We start from the raw sequence: 20,138 nt of genomic DNA, 5'->3' as shown, positions 1-20,138 counted from the left end.
GTGACGCGCACTCCGCTAGCAAATCAAGATGCCCTAACGGCTGTGCACACTTGATATGGAAATGGTATCAGCCATCTGATGAAGCATTACCGCCAGGGGTCACGTCCCCTACACGCTTTTCCACCTGCTTGAGGCGCCGCGCGATGTCGTCGAGCTGGCGGATACGCGCCGCGCTCTTGCGCCATTCGGCTGCCGGTTGCATGGCTGTGCCGGAAGAATAGGCGCCCGGCTCGGTAATCGAATGGGTCACCATGGTCATCCCGGTCAGGAATACGTTGTCACAGATGTCGATATGGCCTACCAGGCCCACGCCACCGGCGAGCATGCAATGCTTGCCGATCTTGGTGCTACCGGAGATACCCACGCAAGCGGCCATGGCGGTGTGGTCACCGACCTGGACGTTGTGGGCGATCTGGATCTGGTTGTCGAGCTTGACGCCATTGCCGATGACTGTGTCGGCCAGGGCACCGCGGTCGATCGCGGTATTGACGCCGATCTCCACGTCATCGCCGATGGTGACACCACCGATCTGGGCGATCTTCTGCCAGATGCCTTTCTCGTTGGCAAAACCGAACCCTTCGCCACCCAGCACGGCGCCAGACTGGATCACCACCCGCTTGCCGATGCGCACATCGTGATACAGGGTAACCCGTGGCGCCAGCCAGCCGCCTTCGCCGATCTCGCTGCGCGCACCAATGACGCAATGGGCGCCCAGTGTGACGCCGGCACCGATTCGGGCCGCGCTTTCGATGACCACGAACGGACCGACGCTGGCCGTGGGGTCCACCACGGCATCTGCGGCGATCACGGCGCTGGGATGAATACCGGCGGCCGATGTCGGCTTGGGATCGAACAGATGGGAAATGCGGGCGTACGCCAGGTACGGATCGGGCACGATCAGGGCATCGCCGGTAAACCCATCGGCATCAGCGGCCTTGAGCAACAGCGCGGCGGCCCGGCTGTCGACCAGGTACTTGCGGTATTGAGGGTTTGCCAGAAAGCTCAACTGAGCTGGGCCAGCCTCTTGCAAAGTGGCTAGCCCAGTAATTGTCTTCTCCGGGTCGCCACGCAGGGTGGCGCCGAGGAACTCGGCCAACTGGCCGAGCTTGATAATCGCTGTCATGGATTACTTCAGCTGATTCATGCGCTCGATCACTTGGCGCGTGATGTCGTATTGAGGCTTGACATCGATCACTGCGCCACGCTCGAACACCAGGTCAAAACCACCCTTCTTGATGACTTCTTCCACGGCGCTGTCGAGCTTCGGCTTGAGTTGCTTGAGCATTTCGCGGTCGGCAACGGCTTTCGCTTCGTTCAGCTCCTTGGACTGGAACTGGAAGTCACGGGCCTTTTGCTTGAATTCAAGCTCCAGACGCTCGCGCTCGCCCTGGGCCATTTTGTCGCCACCGGCGACCAAACGATCCTGGATGCCCTTGGCGCTGCTTTCCAGGCCTTTGAGCTTGGTCAGTTGCGGGCCGAATTTTTTCTCCGCATCCACAGCGTATTTCTTCGCCGCGTCGGATTCCAGCAGGGCCATCTGATAATTCAGCACGGCAATCTTCATGTCGGCAAAAGCCGGACCTGCGACCAGTACGGTCGCCAGGAGAACCAATTGAGTCAACTTACGCACGATGCACTCCTACAAAATCCATTGTCGTTATCTTGGGTCAGACGCTTAGAACGTCTGGCCGAGGGAGAATTGGAACACTTGGGTTTCAGCGTCATCCGGTTTCTTGATCGGCATCGCCAGCGCGAAGCTCAAAGGACCCAGCGCGGTGACCCAGGTCACGCCCACACCCACGGAACTGGCCAGGTTGCTCAGGCTGATGTCGTTGCACTTTGTGTCGGACTTGGTGCCGTTAGCGTTGGTGGTGTCACTGCAACTTGAATCGAAAACGTTACCCACGTCCCAGAATACCGAGGTACGCAGGGAGCGTTGATCCTTGACGAACGGCATTGGGAACAGCACCTCAAGGCCACCCTGGATAAGGACGTTGCCACCGAACGGCAGTGGATCCTGGTCCGGGTCTCTAATGGTACCCGGGTTATTGCCCTGACTCGGCGTACTACGCGGACCCAGGGTGCTGTCCTTGAAGCCACGTACCGAGTTGAAACCACCGGCGTAGTAGTTCTCGTAGAACGGCAGGCCATCGGTGGAACCGTAACCGTCACCAAAGCCCAGTTCGGTGTGCAGGCGCATGGTGTAGGTGTCGGTCAACGGCTGGAACAGCTGGCCACGATAGTCGAGCTTGAAGAACGACAGGTCACTGCCTGGCGTGGTTGTTTCGAACACCAGGCTCTGGGAATGGCCACGGGTCGCCAGCACGCCCTTGTTCAGGGTCGACTCGGACCAGCCGGCGGACGCCTTGAAGTTCAGGTAGCTGTCGCCTTCCTTGTTCACGAAGTCGAAGATCTCGTCGACGGTGTAGCGACCGGTGTTGATCTTGTCCTGCTGGGCGGTGAGGCCGAAGGTCAGGCGCGAGGTCTCGCTGATCGGGTAGCCGATGTTGGCGCCGACACCGTAGCTGTCCACCGCATAGCTGGAGATGTCAGAGTCCAGCTCGTCATAGTCGGTGGTGCGGTAGAAGGCGTTATAGCCCAGGCTCACACCATCAGCGGTCCAGTAGGGGTCCACGAAACCGAAGTTGTAGCGGGTCTGGTATTCGCTGCGGGTCAAGCCGATGCTGACCTTGTTACCGGTACCCAGGAAGTTGTTCTGGGTAATGGAGCCACCGAGGATCAGGCCGGCGCTCTGGGCGAAACCGACGCTCGCGGTGATCGAGCCGGAAGCCTGCTCTTCGACGCTGTAGTTCACATCGACTTGGTCATCGACGCCCGGCACGGCCGGTGTCTCGACGTTGACTTCCTTGAAGAAGCCCAGGCGCTCCAGGCGGGTCTTGGACTGGTCGATCAGGTAGGTCGACGCCCAGCCACCTTCCATCTGGCGCATTTCACGGCGCAGCACTTCGTCCTCGGACTTGGTGTTGCCACGGAAGTTGATGCGGTTGACGTAGGCACGCTTGCCCGGGTCCACGGCGAACGTGATGTCGACGGTGTGATCTTCATCGTGTGGCTGCGGCACGCCGTTGACGTTGGCGAAGGTGTAGCCCTCGTTACCCAGGCGGCGGGTGATCAGCTCGGAGGTGGTGGTCATCAGCTTGCGCGAGAACACCTGGCCCTTCTGTACCAGCAGCAGCGACTTGACCTGGTCCTCGGGAACCTTCAGGTCACCGCTGAGCTTGACGTCACGAACGGTGTACTTCTCGCCTTCGTTGACGTTGACGGTGATGTAGACGTGCTTCTTGTCCGGGGTGATGGACACCTGGGTCGAAGCGATGTCCATGTTGATGTAGCCACGGTCCAGGTAGTAGGAACGCAGGCGCTCCAGGTCACCGGAGAGTTTTTCACGGGCGTACTTGTCGTCGTTCTTGAAGAACGACAGCCAGTTGGTGGTCTTGAGTTCGAACAGGTCGATCAGGTCTTCATCCGGGAACACCGTGTTGCCCACCACGTTGATGTGCTGGATGGCCGCCACGGTGCCTTCGTTGATGTTGACCTTCAGGCCGACGCGGTTGCGCGGCTGCGGCACCACTTCGGTGTCGACGGTGGCCGAGTAGCGGCCCTGGGCAACGTATTGGCGCTGCAGCTCGTTACGCACGCCTTCGAGGGTGGCTCGCTGGAAGATCTCGCCTTCGGCCAGGCCGGATTGCTTGAGGCCCTTCATCAGGTCTTCAGTGGAGATCGCCTTGTTGCCTTCGATCTCGATACTGGCGACCGACGGGCGCTCGACAACCGTGATGACCAGGACATTGCCGTCACGGCCCAGCTGGATATCTTGAAAGAAGCCGGTCTTGAACAGCGCACGCGTGGATTCCACCAGGCGCCGATCATCCGCCTGCTCGCCGACGTTCAACGGCAAGGCACCAAAGACGCTACCCGCGGAGACCCGCTGGAGGCCATTGACGCGAATATCAGAGATAGTGAAGGACTCGGCGTGAACTTCGGCGATCATCAATACGGTGAGAACCGCAGTTAGCAGCAGACGTTTCATGAAGTCCTTTCTTATTCCAACTGGCAATAAACAAACTGCCGCAAAATGCGGCAGATTCGCAATTCAGCGAAGCGTTACAGACGACCCAGATCGTTGACGAGGGCAAGCAACATGACCCCGACCACCAAGCTGATACCGATCTGTATCCCCCAACCTTGCACCCGATCCGACAAGGGACGACCACGCGCCCACTCGATCAGATAAAACAGCAGATGCCCCCCATCCAGTACCGGAATGGGCAGCAAATTCAGAACCCCCAGGCTAATGCTCAGATAAGCAAGGAAATTCAGGAAATCAGCGACGCCCGACTGGGCAGAAGCGCCCGCCACTTTAGCAATGGTTATCGGTCCACTCAAGTTTTTTACCGAGAGCTCACCGAACAACATTTTCTTGAGCGAGTCCAGCGTCAGGATGCTCATGGTCCAGGTACGACGCGCACCCTCGCCAATCGCCGCCACTGGGCCGAAACTGACCTCGCGGATCATTTCCGGTGGCCAGTCGACCGCCTTGACGCCCGCGCCCAGGTAACCGGTCGGCGCCTTGCTCTCGCCACGGGCGGCCAGGGTCACCGGGACATCGATTGGAGCACCGTCGCGCTCGATGCGCAGCACAATTTTGGTATCAGGACGTACACGAACCGAATCGACGACCTGTTGCCAGTCGCTGACCGGCTGGCCGTCGAGGGCCAGCAACCGATCGCCGGTCTTCAGACCAGCCGTTTGGGCCGGGCCTTTCGGGTCGAGTTCGGCGAGGATCGGCGGCAAGGCTGGACGCCATGGCCGGATCCCCAGGGAGCGGATCGGATCCGGCTCGTCCGCGCCCTTGAGCCAGTTGTCCAAAATGAGTTCGCGAGGCGAATCCACTGTGGAGCCTTGCTCGCGCACCATCAATTGCAACGAACCGCTCTCACCCAGGCGACGTACCAATTGCAGATTGACCGCCGCCCAGCCCGATGTCGGCTCGCCATCGATGGCGACGATTTCCTGCCCAGCACCCAGCCCGGCACGGGCGGCAACGCTACCGGCCTCTACCCCACCGATGACCGGGCGCACCTGCTCGCTGCCCAGCATGGCCAGGCCCCAGAAAAACACCATGGCCAGCAGGAAGTTGGCGATCGGCCCCGCCGCGACGATGGCAATACGCTGACGGACGGTCTTGCGATTGAAGGATTGATCGAGCTGATCGGCCGGGACTTCGCCTTCACGCTCGTCGAGCATCTTGACGTAGCCACCCAACGGGATGGCCGCCACGACGAACTCGGTGCCTTTCTTGTCGTGCCAGCGCAGCAATGGCATGCCAAAGCCCACGGAAAAACGCAGGACCTTGACGCCACAGCGACGCGCAACCCAGAAATGACCGAATTCGTGAAAAGTGACCAACACCCCCAAGGCAACCAGGGTGCCGACAATCATATAGAGCGCGCTCATCTGTTTTCTCCGCAATCCTGTCCAGGGCAACCCTGGCTAACGTATCGCAGCTTCAACGCCCGTGGCGCTGCAGCCATTGGCCCGCCAACTCACGAGCCCTGGCATCCGCCGTAAATACTGTATCGAGGTCATCGACCGAAACCACGGCCTCGAGATTCAAGACTTCCTCGATGATACTCGCGATCTCGAGGTAACGGACACGTCCATCGAGAAATGCGGCAACGGCCACTTCATTGGCCGCGTTCAACATGGCCGGCGCACTGTTGCCCGCCTCGGCCGCCTGGCGCGCCAGGCGCAGGCAGGGGAAGCGCTGCTCATCGGGCGCCTGGAAATCCAGGCGAGCGATAGCGAACAGGTCCAACGGCGCAACGCCCGAGTCGATACGCTCCGGCCAGGCCAGGGCGTTGGCAATCGGAGTGCGCATGTCCGGGTTACCCAACTGGGCCAGTACTGACCCGTCGACGTAGTCCACCAGGGAGTGAATCACGCTCTGGGGGTGAATCACCACCTCGACCTGCGACGGCTTGGCATCAAACAGCCAACAGGCCTCGATCAGCTCCAGGCCCTTGTTCATCATGCTGGCCGAATCCACGGAAATCTTGCGCCCCATGGACCAGTTCGGATGGGCACAGGCCTGCTCGGGTGAAACATGCACCAATTCTTCCAGCGGCGTCTGCCGGAACGGACCACCGGAGGCTGTCAGCAAAATCCGCCGGACACCTACCGCGCCGAGACCACGGGAAAAATCCCGCGGCATGCATTGAAAAATCGCATTGTGCTCGCTGTCGATCGGCAGCAACACCGAGCCGCTCTTGCGTACAGCCTGCATGAACAGCGCGCCGGACATCACCAGCGCCTCTTTATTAGCCAGCAGGATCTTCTTGCCGGCTTCCACCGCTGCGAGGGTCGGACGCAGGCCCGCCGCACCGACGATCGCCGCCATCACGGCGTCGACTTCAGGGTCGGCAGCCACTTGGCAGAGCCCCTCCTCCCCCACCAGCACACGGGTTTGCAGGCCGGCTGCGCGCAGATCATCCTGCAACGTCCGCGCCACGCCAACCTCAGGCACGACGGCAAACCGCGGAGTGTGGCGAATGCACAACGCCAGCAATTCGCTCAAACGCGTGAAACCACTGAGGGCGAACACCTGGTAGCGCTCCGGATGCCGGCCTATGACATCCAGCGTACTGAGGCCAATCGAACCGGTCGCACCAAGAACAGTGATCTGCTGGGGGCGACTCACGATGCCGCCATCCACAACAGCACGGCAAAGATCGGGATCGCGGCAGTCAGGCTGTCGATGCGATCCAGCACACCACCGTGACCCGGCAACAGGTTACTGCTGTCCTTGATCCCGGACTGACGCTTGAACATGCTTTCGGTCAGGTCGCCGACCACCGACACGAATACGATCAGGGCGGCGCCAATAAGGCCTATGAACAGTTGCGCGACCGTCCAGTCCCGCACAAAACCGACCACGGTGGTGATCACCAGGCTCAAGGCCAGGCCACCATAGACCCCTTCCCAGCTCTTGCCCGGGCTGACTTGCGGCGCGAGCTTGCGCTTGCCGAAGGCCCGACCGGAGAAGTAGGCGCCAACGTCGGCCCCCCAGACCAGCACCATCACGGCCATGATCTGCCAGTTGCCCAACGGGCCTTGCTTGATCCAGATCAGCCCCTGCCAGGCTGGCAGCAGGATCAACAGGCCGATCACCAGCTTGGTCGCCGTATTGGCCCAATGATGCGTCGTCCGTGGATAGGTCAGGACGAGGAAGGTCGCCGTCGCCCACCACAACACCGCGGCACCCAGCACCCAAGGCGCGAGGCCGGGCACCACGTACATGATGAACAGCATGGCCGCCACGGCCGTCGCATAGGTCACGCGCGCCGACTGCGCAGGGAAACCCGCCAGCCGCGCCCACTCCCACGCACCCAAGGTCACGACCAGCCCGATGAACAGCGCAAAGCTGCCACCTTCGAGCAGGAAGAACCCAGCCAGGGCGATAGGCAACAGGATCAAGGCAGTGATGATTCGTTGTTTAAGCATTAAACCCGGGCTCCAGCTTCGATCTGCTCGCTTGTTTTACCGAAGCGACGCTGACGGGAAGCGAAATCGGCCAGTGCGGTGCGCATGGCTTCGTGTTTGAAGTCCGGCCAGAACAGGTCGGAGAAGTACAGCTCGGCATAAGCCAACTGCCAGAGCAGGAAGTTGCTGATGCGATGCTCGCCACCGGTGCGGATGCACAGGTCCGGCAATGGCAGGTCACCAGTCGCCAGGCAGGTCTGCAACAGTTCAGGAGTGATGTCTTCCGGGCGCAAGTGCCCGGCCTGGACTTCCCGCGCCAGCCGCTGGGCAGCCTGGGCTATGTCCCACTGGCCGCCGTAGTTGGCGGCGATCTGCAGGACGAACCGATTGGTGCCCGCCGTCGCGGCCTCGGCCTCGCGCATCGCAGCCTGCAATTCAGGATGGAAGCGCGAGCGATCACCGATGATGCGCAAGCTGATCTTGTTGTCGTCGAGGCGCCTGGCCTCACGACGCAGGGCCTTGAGGAACAAGTCCATCAAGGCGCTGACTTCATCGGCCGGCCGTTGCCAGTTCTCGCTGGAGAAGGCGAACAGGGTCAGCACCTCGACCCCTGCCTCGGCGCACACCTCGATGACCGCACGAACCGCATCGACCCCCGCCTTGTGCCCGGCGACGCCAGGCATAAAGCGTTTCTTGGCCCAGCGGTTGTTGCCGTCCATGATGATCGCCACGTGACGCGGAACCGCGAACGGCACGGCCTGCTTGGTCTTTTCCATGAAAACGAGACCCTTATACGGCCATCAGGTCTTTTTCTTTCTGCGCCAAATCCGCGTCGATCTTAGCCACGTACTTCTTGGTCAGGTCGTCGATTTCGCCAGTGGCGCGACGCTCTTCGTCTTCGCTGATTTCCTTTTCCTTGACCAGATCCTTGAGCTGGCTGTTGGCATCGCGACGGATATTGCGCACGGCGACGCGAGCGTCTTCAGCCACATCGCGGGCCTGCTTGGTGAAACCACGACGGGTTTCTTCAGTCAGGGCCGGCATGGAGATCAGCAGCAGCTCACCCAGGTTGGTCGGGTTCAGGTTCAGACCGGCACTGCCGATGGCCTTGTCGACCGCGCCCAGCATGTTGCGCTCGAAAGCCACGACCTGCAGGGTACGCGCGTCCTTGACGGTGATGTTGGCCACCTGCTTGATCGGCGTGTCGGCGCCGTAGTAAGGCACCATGACGCCTTCCAGGATGCTCGGGTGCGCCTGGCCGGTACGAATGCGACCAAAGTTGTGCGCCAGGGATTCCAGGGTTTTCTGCATGCGCTGTTCAGCGTCTTTCTTGATTTCGTTGATCATTGTTGAACTTCCTCGATCAGTGTTCCTTCGGCGCCGCCATGGACGATATTCAGCAGGGCACCGGGCTTGTTCATGTTAAAGACGCGCAGCGGCATCTTGTGGTCGCGGCACAGGCAGATGGCTGTCAGGTCCATGACACCCAGCTTGCGATCCAGCACTTCATCGTAGGTCAGATGATCGAACTTCTCGGCATGCGGGTCTTTGAACGGGTCAGCGGTATAGACGCCATCGACCTTGGTTGCCTTGAGCACGACATCGGCGTCGATCTCGATCGCTCGCAGGCAGGCGGCCGAATCCGTGGTGAAGAACGGATTACCGGTACCGGCGGCAAAGATCACTACTTCCTTGGCGTTGAGGTGACGCATGGCTTTGCGGCGGTCGTAGTGATCGGTCACGCCAACCATGGAAATGGCCGACATCACGATGGCCGAGATATTGGCACGCTCCAGCGCATCGCGCATAGCCAGGGCGTTCATCACAGTGGCCAGCATGCCCATGTGGTCGCCCGTGACCCGATCCATGCCAGCCGCGCTCAGCGCCGCGCCGCGGAACAGGTTGCCGCCGCCGATGACCAGGCCGACCTGAACGCCGATCCCGACCAACTGGCCAACTTCCAGGGCCATGCGATCCAGCACTTTCGGATCGATCCCGAACTCTTCCGAGCCCATCAGGGCCTCGCCGCTAAGCTTGAGTAGAATGCGTTTATAGCGAGCCTGATAACCACTGCCCTGCTGAGCCATTGCGAATCTCTCCTGCGGCGTATGTGTTCAAAAAATTCTTTGCAAGCTGTTTGCAGCCTGCGCTCACTCTAGCCTTTGCACGAAAAGTGCCTGCGCGACGATCATACTGCGTTGAAAACTGGCTCGGAATGCTCATTTACAACCAGTAAACTCCGCTTCCTCGCCAGTTTTCGCCTTGTCTGATCGCCGCTCGGCGACTTTTCGTACAAAGCCAAGCTTGACGCTGACACAGCGCCATCGGAACACGGCTTTGTAAGCCAGTTCCGACAGGAAACCAATAAAAATCGGCATCCCCATCCGAAAAGAGGCTGCGCGCGTTAAGCGGGCAGCCTCTTCTGGGCGACAGTTATGAAAACCGTCTTATTGCTTGCTGGCAGCAGCTACCTGGGCAGCAACTTCAGCAGCGAAGTCATCAACCGGCTTCTCGATGCCTTCGCCTACTTTGAAGTAGGTGAACGAAACGATTTCAGCACCGGCTTTCTTCGCCAGGTCGCCAACCTTGATTTCCGGGTTCTTGACGAAAGCCTGCTCAACCAGGCTGGCTTCGGCCAGGAACTTGGAGATACGGCCGCTGACCATTTTTTCTGCGATTTCAGCAGGCTTGCCTTTCAGCTTCTCTTCGTTCAACTGCAGGAAAACACCCTTCTCGCGCTCGATCGCTTCAGCCGAAACGTCCGTAGGCAGCAGGAACTCAGGGTTGGTTGCAGCCACGTGCATGGCGATGTCTTTCGCCAGCTCGGTGTCGCCGCCCTTCAGGACAACCGCAACACCGATCTTGTTGCCGTGCAGGTAGGTACCGACCACGTCACCTTCAACGCGAACCAGGCGACGGATGTTGACGTTTTCGCCAGTCTTGCCAACCAGGACCAGGCGCGCTTCTTCCTGGGACTCGATCAGCGGGGCTGCGTCGGTCAGTTTGTCAGCGAAGGCTTTTTCGACGCTGGCAGCGACGAACGCCTTGAAGTCATCCTGCAGAGCCAGGAAGTCGGTCTGGGAGTTGACTTCCAGCAGAACGGCAGCCTTGCCGTCGTCCTTGATGGCGATGGCGCCTTCAGCGGCGACGTTGCCGGCTTTCTTGGCAGCCTTGATGGCGCCCGAAGCACGCATGTCATCAATGGCTTTCTCGATGTCGCCGCCAGCCTTGGTCAAGGCTTTCTTGCAATCCATCATGCCTTCGCCGGTACGCTCGCGCAGTTCTTTGACCAACGCTGCAGTAATCTCTGCCATTTCAAAATCCTCTTGGATAGGTTTTCAACCATTCCACCCGATCGAACGGGCGATCAATTCTTCCTGGAAAACCACTGCTTATAGGCCGCGGCAGGTTACAAACAAGTCACTGCGCTGGCGGCAAATGGTTTTCGAGGTGGCAAAAAGGGGGCCAAGCCCCCTTTTTGCTTACTGAGTCAACGCCAGGGGCGTCAATTACTCAGCGGCTGCTGCCGGAGCTTCTTCAGCGAAGACTTCGGTGCCGCCATTCACGTTGTTGCGACCACGGATCACAGCGTCAGCCATCGAACCCATGTACAGCTGGATGGCGCGGATGGCGTCATCGTTGCCTGGGATGATGTAGTCAACGCCTTCCGGGCTGCTGTTGGTATCGACAACGCCGATGACCGGGATACCCAGCTTGTTGGCTTCGGTGATCGCGATGCGCTCGTGGTCAACGTCGATCACGAACAGTGCGTCAGGCAGACCGCCCATGTCCTTGATACCGCCCAGGGAGCGGTCCAGCTTCTCAAGATCGCGAGTGCGCATCAGCGCTTCTTTCTTGGTCAGCTTGGCGAAAGTACCGTCTTCGGACTGGACTTCAAGGTCACGCAGACGCTTGATGGAAGCGCGAATGGTCTTGAAGTTGGTCAGCATGCCGCCCAACCAGCGGTGATCGACGTACGGCGAACCGCAACGTGCTGCTTCTTCAGCAACGATCTTGCCAGCGGAACGCTTGGTGCCGACGAACAGAATCTTGTTTTTGCCCTGGGCCAGGCGCTCTACGAAGGTCAGTGCTTCGTTGAACATCGGCAGGGTTTTTTCAAGGTTGATGATGTGGATCTTGTTACGCGCGCCGAAAATGTACTTGCCCATTTTCGGGTTCCAGTAACGGGTCTGGTGACCGAAGTGCACACCGGCCTTCAGCATATCGCGCATGTTGACTTGGGACATGATAGTTCCTTGATAAGTCGGGTTTGGCCTCCACGTATCCCAATGACCAACCAGCGGCTATATAAACCGAAGGCACCCAGGTCATCGTGTCGACACGTGTGTGGATTTAAGCTTACGGGGTCATCCCCGGAAAGCGGCGCATTTTATACCACAGCAAGGGCGAAAACGGAACACGGATTCTGAAAACCTCTGTAGCGAGGGGATTTAGCGAAACGGCGCAGCACCCCGCTAGGTTTTGTAGGAGCTGGCGAAGCCTGCGATCTTTTGATCTTTCGCTTGGGACTCAAGCGTCTGCAGAAAGATCGCAGCCTCGCTTCGCTCGACAGCTCCTACGGGCACGCACCAGCGGAGCTCCCCCCACCATAGAGTTCCAGCCTGGAGAGCTCATTGTACTGATCGTCTGTTAGAATCGCGTTTTCAGGGCCGCGCTGGTCATCATCCGCCGCCCATTTCGTTTTGAACAGCGCCGTCGGGCGCAGAGAGAGCCTGTATGACCGTTACCCTCAAGACACCCGAGGACATCGCCAAAATGCGTGTCGCCGGCAAACTCGCCGCCGAAGTGCTGGAGATGATCGCCGACTACGTCAAGCCGGGCGTGACCACCGAAGAGCTGGACCGCATCTGCCACGACTACATCGTCAACGAGCAGAAGGCCATCCCGGCCCCACTCAACTACAAGGGCTTCCCGAAGTCGATCTGTACCTCGATCAACCACGTGGTCTGCCACGGCATCCCCAACGAAAAACCGTTGAAGGATGGCGACACCCTGAACATCGACGTCACCGTCATCAAGGACGGCTATCACGGCGACACCAGCCGCATGTTTCATGTCGGCAACGTACCGGAGTGGGCCCAGCGCCTGTCCAAGGTCACCCAGGAATGCATGTACATGGCCATCGAACTGGTGAAGCCGGGCTGCCGCCTGGGAGACATCGGCGAAGTGATCCAGAAGCACGCGCAGAAGAACGGCTTTTCGGTGGTGCGCGAGTTCTGCGGCCATGGCATCGGCAAGGTGTTCCACGAAGAACCACAGATCCTGCACTACGGCCGTGCCGGCACCGGCATGGAACTGCAGGCGGGCATGACTTTCACCATCGAGCCGATGATCAACCAGGGCCGCGCCGATACCAAGGTGCTGGGCGACGGCTGGACCGCCATCACCAAGGACCGCAAGCTGTCGGCCCAGTGGGAACACACCCTGCTGGTCACTGAGACGGGTTATGAAATCTTCACCCTGCGCAGCGATGACACCATCGCGCGCGTTTCCGCCTGATCCGAACCCAGCCTATAGATCCGATAGATATAGATAGAAAGGAAAGCCATTCAATGCCGCAGGTGGATCCCGAACTCTTCGACCGCGGCCAGTTCCAGGCTGAACTGGCCCTGAAGGCAAGCCCCATCTCGGCGTTCAAGAAGGCGATCCGCCAGGCCCATGAGGTCCTCGACCAGCGCTTTCGCACTGGCCGGGACATTCGCCGGCTGATCGAGGACCGCGCCTGGTTCGTCGATAACATCCTGCAAAAGGCCTGGGAGCAGTTCGACTGGAGCGAAGACGCCGACATCGCCCTGGTGGCCGTGGGCGGCTATGGGCGTGGCGAGCTGCACCCCTACTCCGACATCGACCTGCTGATCCTGCTCGACAGCGCCGACCATGAGGTTTTCCGCGACTCCATCGAGCGTTTCCTGACGCTGCTGTGGGACATCGGCCTGGAGGTCGGCCAGAGCGTGCGCTCGGTGCAGGAATGCGCCGAGGAGGCCCGCGCCGACCTGACGGTGATCACCAACCTGATGGAAAGCCGCACCATCGCCGGCCCCGAGCGCCTGCGCCAGCGCATGCTCGACGTCACCAGCACAGAGCACATGTGGCCCAGCAAGGACTTTTTCCTGGCCAAGCACGCCGAGCAGAAGGCCCGTCACCACAAGTACAACGACACCGAATACAACCTGGAACCCAACGTCAAGGGCTCGCCCGGCGGGCTACGGGACATCCAGACGATCCTGTGGGTCGCCCGTCGCCAGTACGGCACGCTGAACCTGCGCGCCCTGGCCGGCGAAGGGTTCCTGGTGGAAAGCGAAAACGCCTTGCTGGCCTCGTCCCAGGAATTCCTGTGGAAGGTCCGCTACGCCCTGCACATGCTCGCAGGGCGCTCCGAGGACCGCCTGCTGTTCGATCACCAACGCTCCATCGCCGGCCTGTTGGGTTTCGAAGGGCAGGATGCCAAGCAGTCCATCGAAAACTTCATGCAGCAGTACTACCGCGTAGTGATGAGCATCGCCCAGCTCAGCGAACTGATCATCCAGCACTTCGAGGAAGTCATCCTCGCCCCCGAAGACGAAGAACCGCCGCAGCCGATCAACTCACGCTTCCAATTGCACGACGGTTACATCGAAGCGCGCAACGCCAACGTGTTCCGCCGCACGCCCTTCGCCATGCTTGAGATCTTCGTGCTCATGGCCCAGCAGCCGGAAATCAAGGGCGTGCGCGCCGACACCATTCGCCTGCTGCGGGAAAACCGTCATCTGATCGATGAGGATTTCCGCCACGACATCCGCAACACCAGCCTGTTCATCGAGTTGTTCAAATGCAGGATCGGCGTGCACCGCAACCTGCGCCGGATGAACCGCTACGGGATTCTCGGGCGTTATTTACCGGAGTTCGGCTTCATCGTCGGACAGATGCAGCACGACCTGTTCCACATCTATACGGTCGATGCCCACACCCTGAACCTGATCAAGCACCTGCGTAAGTTGCAGTACACCCAGGTGTCGGAGAAATTCCCGCTGGCCAGCAAGCTCATGGGCAAGCTGCCCAAGCCCGAGCTGATCTACATGGCCGGGCTGTACCACGACATTGGCAAGGGCCGCCACGGTGACCACTCCGAAATCGGCGCGGTGGATGCCGAGGCGTTCTGCCAGCGCCATCAACTGCCCCTGTGGGACAGCCGGCTGATCGTCTGGCTGGTGCAGAACCACCTGGTGATGTCCACCACCGCCCAGCGCAAGGACTTGTCCGACCCGCAGGTGATCCACGACTTCGCCCAGATCGTCGGCGATGAAACGCGCCTGGATTACCTCTACGTGCTGACCGTGGCCGACATCAACGCCACCAACCCGAGCCTGTGGAACTCCTGGCGCGCCAGCCTGTTGCGCCAGCTCTACACCGAGACCAAGCGGGCCTTGCGCCGCGGCCTGGAAAACCCGGTGGACCGTGAAGAACAGATCCGTCGCACCCAAAGCGCGGCCCTGGACATCCTGGTACGCGGCGGCACCGATCCAGACGATGTCGAGCAGCTCTGGTCGCAATTGGGCGATGACTATTTCCTGCGCCACACCGCCGGCGACGTGGCCTGGCACAGCGACGCGATTTTGCAGCAACCGGCCGATGGCGGGCCGCTGGTGCTGATCAAGGAAACCACCCAGCGCGAGTTCGAGGGCGGCACGCAAATCTTCATCTATGCGCCGGACCAGCACGACTTCTTCGCCGTGACCGTGGCGGCGATGGACCAGCTCAACCTCAACATCCATGACGCCCGGGTCATCACTTCCAGCAGCCAGTTCACCCTCGACACCTACATCGTGCTCGACACCGACGGCGATTCGATTGGCGACAACCCGGCGCGGGTCAAGCAGATTCGCGACGGCCTCACCGAAGCCCTGCGCAACCCGGCGGACTACCCGACCATCATCCAGCGCCGGGTACCGCGCCAGCTCAAGCACTTTGCCTTTGCGCCCCAGGTGACGATCCACAACGATGCCCAGCGCCAGGTCACCGTGTTGGAACTCAGCGCCCCGGACCGCCCGGGCCTGCTGGCGCGGATCGGCCATATTTTCCTGGAGTTCGATCTGTCGCTGCAAAACGCCAAGATCGCCACCCTCGGCGAACGGGTAGAAGACGTGTTTTTCATCACCGACGCTCACAACCAGCCGCTGTCCGATCCGCAACTGTGCAGCCGCCTGCAGGCGGCCATCGTCCAGCACCTGAGCGTCAACCAGGAACCCGATGCTCACCTGACCCGCATCAGCATCTGAACGAACAATCCCCCTCTGTGGGAGCGAGCTTGCTCGCGATAGCGGCGGAACATCCAGCATTGATGCTGCTGACACACCGCCATCGCGAGCAAGCTCGCTCCCACAAGGACCGCGCCCACATTGACGAGGCCCTCGATGAACAACGCTTTGAACCAGTTGCAGCCCTACCCGTTCGAAAAGCTCCGCGCCCTGCTCGGCAGCGTCACGCCCAACCCCGACAAACGCCCCATCGCATTGTCCATCGGCGAACCCAAGCATCGCTCGCCCAGCTTCGTGGCTGAAGCCCTGGCCAGTAATCTGGAAAAAATGGCCGTGTACCCGACCACCCTCGGCATCCCGGAACTGCGTGAAGCCATCACCGGCTGGTGCGAGCGTCGCTTCAACGTGCCGAACGGCTGGCTGGACCCGGCGCGCCATGTACTGCCGGTCAATGGCACCCGTGAAGCCTTGTTCGCCTTCACCCAGACGGTGGTCAACCGGGGCGACGATGCCCTAGTGGTCAGCCCGAACCCGTTCTACCAGATCTACGAAGGCGCGGCGTTCCTGGCGGGGGCCAAGCCGCACTACCTGCCGTGCCTGGACGCGAACGGCTTCAACCCGGATTTCGATGCCGTATCACCGGATATCTGGAAACGCTGCCAGATCCTGTTCCTGTGCTCCCCCGGCAATCCGACCGGCGCGTTGATCCCGGTGGATGTGCTGAAAAAACTCATCGCCCTGGCTGACGAACATGACTTCGTCATCGCGGCGGACGAGTGCTACAGCGAACTGTACTTCGACGAACAGACTCCGCCGCCGGGCCTGCTCAGTGCCTGCGTCGAACTGGGGCGCAAGGATTTCAAGCGCTGCGTGGTGTTTCACAGCCTGTCCAAGCGCTCCAACCTGCCCGGCCTGCGCTCCGGGTTCGTCGCCGGCGACGCGGACATCCTCAAGGGTTTCCTGCTGTACCGCACCTACCACGGCTGCGCGATGCCGGTTCAGACCCAACTGGCGAGCATTGCCGCGTGGAACGACGAAGTGCACGTACGGGCCAACCGCGCGCTGTACCGGGAGAAATTCGACGCCGTGCTGGAAATCCTCAGCCCGGTGCTGGACGTGCAACGCCCCGACGGCAGCTTCTACCTGTGGCCAAACGTGGCCGGCGATGATGCAGCGTTCTGTCGCGACCTGTTCGAACAGGAACACGTGACCGTGGTGCCAGGCTCCTACCTGTCCCGCGATGTGGATGGCGTCAACCCGGGCGCCGGGCGCGTGCGCATGGCCCTGGTTGCGCCATTGGCCGAATGCGTGGAAGCGGCGGAGCGGATCCGCGCGTTCATCCAGCGTCGGGGTTGATGGCTGTATCGCGCTGAAGAGGACCGCTGTTGTGGCGAGGGAGCTTGCTCCCGCAGGGCTGCGCAGCGGCCCCAAAGCGGTCAACTCAATTTACCTGACACATCGGGTTGTCAGGTTTGGGGGGCGCTTCGCGCTGGAGCGCCAGCCCGGCCCAGCGGGAGCAAGCTCCCTCGCCACAGGGGCTTGGTGTCGATTGGCATATTTGTGAACGACACAAATCCCCTGTGGGAGCGAGCTTGCTCGCGATGAGGCCGGCATTTATTGCATCAAGTCCGAAGCTCTACCCGATCCAACGCCTTGTTCGCCAACAACGTTCCCAACTCAATCATCTGCGCCACTCCCAATGCTACATGCCGCCGCGAGCCGTCCTGATCGAAGGCAAGGTCATTGAGCATTGCATTGGCCGAAGCCAGGGTTTCGCTGAGATTGGCCAGCAACACTTCGGTGTCGATACCGTCAGCCACAGTGAATAATTGTACTGAGGGCTTGGGTTCTGACTTGCCGTCGTCAGGTTTGAGGTATTGATCCAGCACACGGTCAGCAGCCTCTTGCAGCTTTTCCGGTGCGTAATCGCCGTAAGGGAAAGTGGATGCGGGTTTGGGAGGGTTTGGAGTTTCTTTGATCATTTGATGCTCCTTGGGTGTTGGAGCTGCCACAAAGTCTTCTCACGGACTTAGAGAGAGTGGCAGCCGTACGCGGGGTGAGAATCCGGGTTAACACCCACCAAAAACCCGGCCATGTCGAAACATGCCCGCGCACAGCCGCCATAACACGATGTATGGACGAAACGCGCCAGCACTTTATATGGCCGGCGCCTATGCGCATAGTGGGTGTTCGGATTCTCACGTCCGGTCGCTGATTTGGCAGCGACACCCAAAGGCTAGAGCCCTCGCTTCCGACGGACAACCTTAAAAACTTGTCGGAAACTTCGGTGCGTCTGACAGACCACGATCGCCTGCTCAGACAAGAAAAGAAATAAAATGCGCCTCCCTAAAGCAAGCCATTGATTTTACTGGTTTCACACCTCAACAAATCTCATACAGCTTTGTTTCAAGAATCAAGCTGGCTTGAATTCGCTAATACCAGTAGCCATGATCGCCCCCGTCACCAGCGAAGCTGGCAGGAGTCTGGGTCCCTCTCGGGTTGACCCAGCGGCGCAGAAGGGCATCAAGCTCAACTGCGTGTCGATTGAAGCCGCCCTAGGGCGGCTTTGCTTTTTATGAGGGCAAGGATTGTAAAAACATACCTGCCGCTTTGACCCCTACCGCTATTTACCCAACCCCAAATTCGCCTCCGCCAAATCCAACTCCCCCAGCACCTCACGCAGCACATCATCGCCAATCTGGTGATGACGGCTGAGGCGATACAACTCCAGCCGCTGCGCCCGAAAAGCCTTCAAGCGCAGCCGGCGTTCCAGCAGGTCCATTTCGAACGCCAGAGCCTGGGCTTCGGCGGAATCGTTGAACACGTCGAGCTGGTGACGATACTCGGACATCAGCCGTGCCTTGACCTCGGTCGCCAGCGCCGCCTGGGCCGCATCCGGCGTACTGCCCGCCTCGGTCGGTTCTTCCACTTCCAGCGCATGGATCGCCGCTTCAGCGGTTTTGCGCCAGGCCTCGCGGACTTCGTTGCGTCGTTTGTCATCAGGGCTCTTTTCGATGCCCCGCAGCAACAACGGCAAGGCGATGCACGCCGCGATCAACGACAGCAGAATCACCCCGGCGGCAATGAAGATCAGCAGGTCTCGCTCGGGAAACGCCTCGCCCGCGTCCAACAGCATCGGCACCGACAGCACGCCCGCCAGCGTCACCGCGCCGCGCACGCCACCGAAAGTCAGCAACCAACAAGAACGTGCGGTCGGTACCGGGGTCAGTTCGCCCTGGCCACGCCAGCGTCGCAACAGCCCGGACAGGCGCCAGATGCTTTGCACCCAGACAAACCGCAGCACCAGCAGCACCAGGAAAATCGCCAGCACGTCCAGGCAGCGGTAGAACAATGTCGGCCAGAGCGTGGTCTCGAGGTGGGTCACCGCCTTGATGATGTCCGGCAGTTGCAAGCCCAGCAGCAGGAAAATCAACCCGTTGAAGGCGAACTCCAACAGCGACCAGACACTGCGATTGAGCAGCCGCGTGCCAGTCTGGCGCGGCAGCAGGTCGAGCCAGCTCTGCATCATCCCCGCCGCCACCGCCGAGAGAATGCCCGAGGCGCCCAAGCGCTCAGCCAGCACATAGGCGGCAAACGGCAGCAGCAACATGAACACCACATGGGTGGCCGGGTCGTCCCAACCCCGGGCAATCATCCACGCCCGCAGTCGGCCCAGCAGCCAACTCAGGGCCACGCCGACCAGCAGGCCGCCGACCGCCACCAATACGAACGTCAGGCTCGCACTGGCCAGGGAAAAGACCCCGGTGATGGCCGCCGCCAGGGCGAACTTGAACGTGACCAGGCCCGACGCATCGTTCATCAGCGCCTCCCCCTGGAGCATGTGCATCAACGGCGCGGGCAGACGGTCGCGGGCAATCGCCGACACCGCCACCGCGTCGGTCGGCGACAACACCGCTGCCAGGGCAAAGGCCACCGGCAACGGGATACTTGGCAGCAGCCAATGAATGAAATAACCGGCGCCCACCACGGTGAACAACACCAAGCCCACTGCCAGGGTCAGGATCGGCCCGCGCAGGCGCCACAACTCGCGTTTGGGCATGCGCCAACCGTCGGAGAACAGCAGCGGTGGCAGGAAGAGAAACAGGAACAACTCAGGATCGAGGGCCACGTGCAGGCCCAGGGACGGCCAGGCCAGCACAGCACCGGCGCCGATCTGTACCAGGGGCAGCGGCAGCGGGATCAACCGTCCGATCAGGCGCGACACGCCTACCAGCATCAACAGGATCAGGACGGTATAAGCGCTTTGCATAACGGTTTTCCATTGGCAGCGACACACATCCGGCAACAGCTTGCCGTTGAAGTGCCATATTAACCGCCTAGGATTAACTTGGCCGTTACACCTATGTCGCAGTCCTGCCC

Annotated in this window: 16 protein-coding genes; 3 read left to right on the top strand and 13 right to left on the bottom strand. The window is 60.6% G+C overall.

The window, feature by feature from the left end:
* Nucleotides 1-67: 67 nt before the first annotated feature.
* From lpxD to rpsB, 11 genes are all read right to left on the bottom strand, one after another.
* Nucleotides 68-1,123, bottom strand: coding sequence for a UDP-3-O-(3-hydroxymyristoyl)glucosamine N-acyltransferase (lpxD, locus tag AB7M32_RS10055; protein WP_454249807.1), 1,056 nt, complete (start codon nt 1,121-1,123; stop codon nt 68-70).
* A gap of 3 nt (nt 1,124-1,126) precedes the next feature.
* A complete protein-coding gene (locus AB7M32_RS10050; protein WP_003184901.1) occupies nt 1,127-1,630 on the bottom strand; it encodes an OmpH family outer membrane protein in 504 nt (167 codons plus the stop codon).
* Nucleotides 1,631-1,675: 45 nt separating this feature from the next.
* Nucleotides 1,676-4,051 carry an outer membrane protein assembly factor BamA gene (bamA, locus tag AB7M32_RS10045; protein WP_454249806.1) on the bottom strand — a complete coding sequence of 792 codons (2,376 nt, stop codon included), beginning with the start codon at nt 4,049-4,051 and terminating at the stop codon, nt 1,676-1,678.
* 74 nt (nt 4,052-4,125) lie between these two features.
* Nucleotides 4,126-5,478, bottom strand: a complete 1,353-nt coding sequence (gene rseP / locus AB7M32_RS10040) for an RIP metalloprotease RseP (protein ID WP_072408283.1) — start codon at nt 5,476-5,478, stop codon at nt 4,126-4,128.
* Between the two features lie 52 nt (nt 5,479-5,530).
* Nucleotides 5,531-6,721, bottom strand: a complete 1,191-nt coding sequence (gene ispC / locus AB7M32_RS10035; RefSeq protein WP_158457680.1) for a 1-deoxy-D-xylulose-5-phosphate reductoisomerase — start codon at nt 6,719-6,721, stop codon at nt 5,531-5,533.
* The gene (locus AB7M32_RS10030) at nt 6,718-7,524 is read right to left on the bottom strand and encodes a phosphatidate cytidylyltransferase (protein ID WP_454249805.1); all 807 of its coding nucleotides are present in this window, start codon (nt 7,522-7,524) and stop codon (nt 6,718-6,720) included. The genes ispC and AB7M32_RS10030 overlap by 4 nt, the downstream gene beginning before the upstream one ends.
* Complete coding sequence (gene uppS / locus AB7M32_RS10025; protein ID WP_454249804.1) at nt 7,524-8,279, bottom strand: polyprenyl diphosphate synthase; 756 nt, start codon at nt 8,277-8,279, stop codon at nt 7,524-7,526. Before uppS ends, AB7M32_RS10030 begins: the two co-directional genes overlap by 1 nt.
* A 13-nt stretch (nt 8,280-8,292) precedes the next feature.
* Nucleotides 8,293-8,850: a ribosome recycling factor gene (gene frr / locus AB7M32_RS10020; protein ID WP_072408276.1), complete on the bottom strand. Its 558-nt coding sequence runs from the start codon at nt 8,848-8,850 to the stop codon at nt 8,293-8,295.
* Complete coding sequence (pyrH, locus tag AB7M32_RS10015) at nt 8,847-9,590, bottom strand: UMP kinase (protein ID WP_024779012.1); 744 nt, start codon at nt 9,588-9,590, stop codon at nt 8,847-8,849. Before pyrH ends, frr begins: the two co-directional genes overlap by 4 nt.
* A 360-nt stretch (nt 9,591-9,950) precedes the next feature.
* Nucleotides 9,951-10,817: a translation elongation factor Ts gene (gene tsf / locus AB7M32_RS10010; protein ID WP_092165839.1), complete on the bottom strand. Its 867-nt coding sequence runs from the start codon at nt 10,815-10,817 to the stop codon at nt 9,951-9,953.
* A 195-nt stretch (nt 10,818-11,012) separates the two neighbouring features.
* A complete protein-coding gene (rpsB, locus tag AB7M32_RS10005; RefSeq protein ID WP_003198231.1) occupies nt 11,013-11,750 on the bottom strand; it encodes a 30S ribosomal protein S2 in 738 nt (245 codons plus the stop codon).
* Between the two features lie 490 nt (nt 11,751-12,240).
* Here rpsB and map point away from each other — a divergent pair, with 490 nt between their 5' ends.
* The 3 genes from map to dapC all read left to right on the top strand — a co-directional run bounded on the left by map (nt 12,241) and on the right by dapC (nt 17,114).
* The gene (gene map / locus AB7M32_RS10000; protein ID WP_053118843.1) at nt 12,241-13,023 is read left to right on the top strand and encodes a type I methionyl aminopeptidase; all 783 of its coding nucleotides are present in this window, start codon (nt 12,241-12,243) and stop codon (nt 13,021-13,023) included.
* A 53-nt stretch (nt 13,024-13,076) separates the two neighbouring features.
* Entirely contained in the window at nt 13,077-15,779 is a 2,703-nt protein-coding gene (locus AB7M32_RS09995) for a [protein-PII] uridylyltransferase (protein ID WP_454249803.1), read from the top strand.
* A gap of 135 nt (nt 15,780-15,914) precedes the next feature.
* The gene (gene dapC / locus AB7M32_RS09990; protein WP_018603735.1) at nt 15,915-17,114 is read left to right on the top strand and encodes a succinyldiaminopimelate transaminase; all 1,200 of its coding nucleotides are present in this window, start codon (nt 15,915-15,917) and stop codon (nt 17,112-17,114) included.
* Nucleotides 17,115-17,380: 266 nt separating this feature from the next.
* On the opposite strand, the gene AB7M32_RS09985 is transcribed toward dapC, so the two are convergent.
* Nucleotides 17,381-17,740: a DUF6124 family protein gene (locus AB7M32_RS09985; protein ID WP_454249802.1), complete on the bottom strand. Its 360-nt coding sequence runs from the start codon at nt 17,738-17,740 to the stop codon at nt 17,381-17,383.
* A gap of 641 nt (nt 17,741-18,381) precedes the next feature.
* Nucleotides 18,382-20,028 carry a Na+/H+ antiporter gene (locus AB7M32_RS09980; protein ID WP_454249801.1) on the bottom strand — a complete coding sequence of 549 codons (1,647 nt, stop codon included), beginning with the start codon at nt 20,026-20,028 and terminating at the stop codon, nt 18,382-18,384.
* Nucleotides 20,029-20,138 lie beyond the last annotated feature (110 nt).

The organism is Pseudomonas sp. R151218B TE3479, from assembly GCF_053629195.1.
Note: the sequence above shows the minus strand (reverse complement) of the source record. Positions and strands in the feature narration are given on the sequence as shown.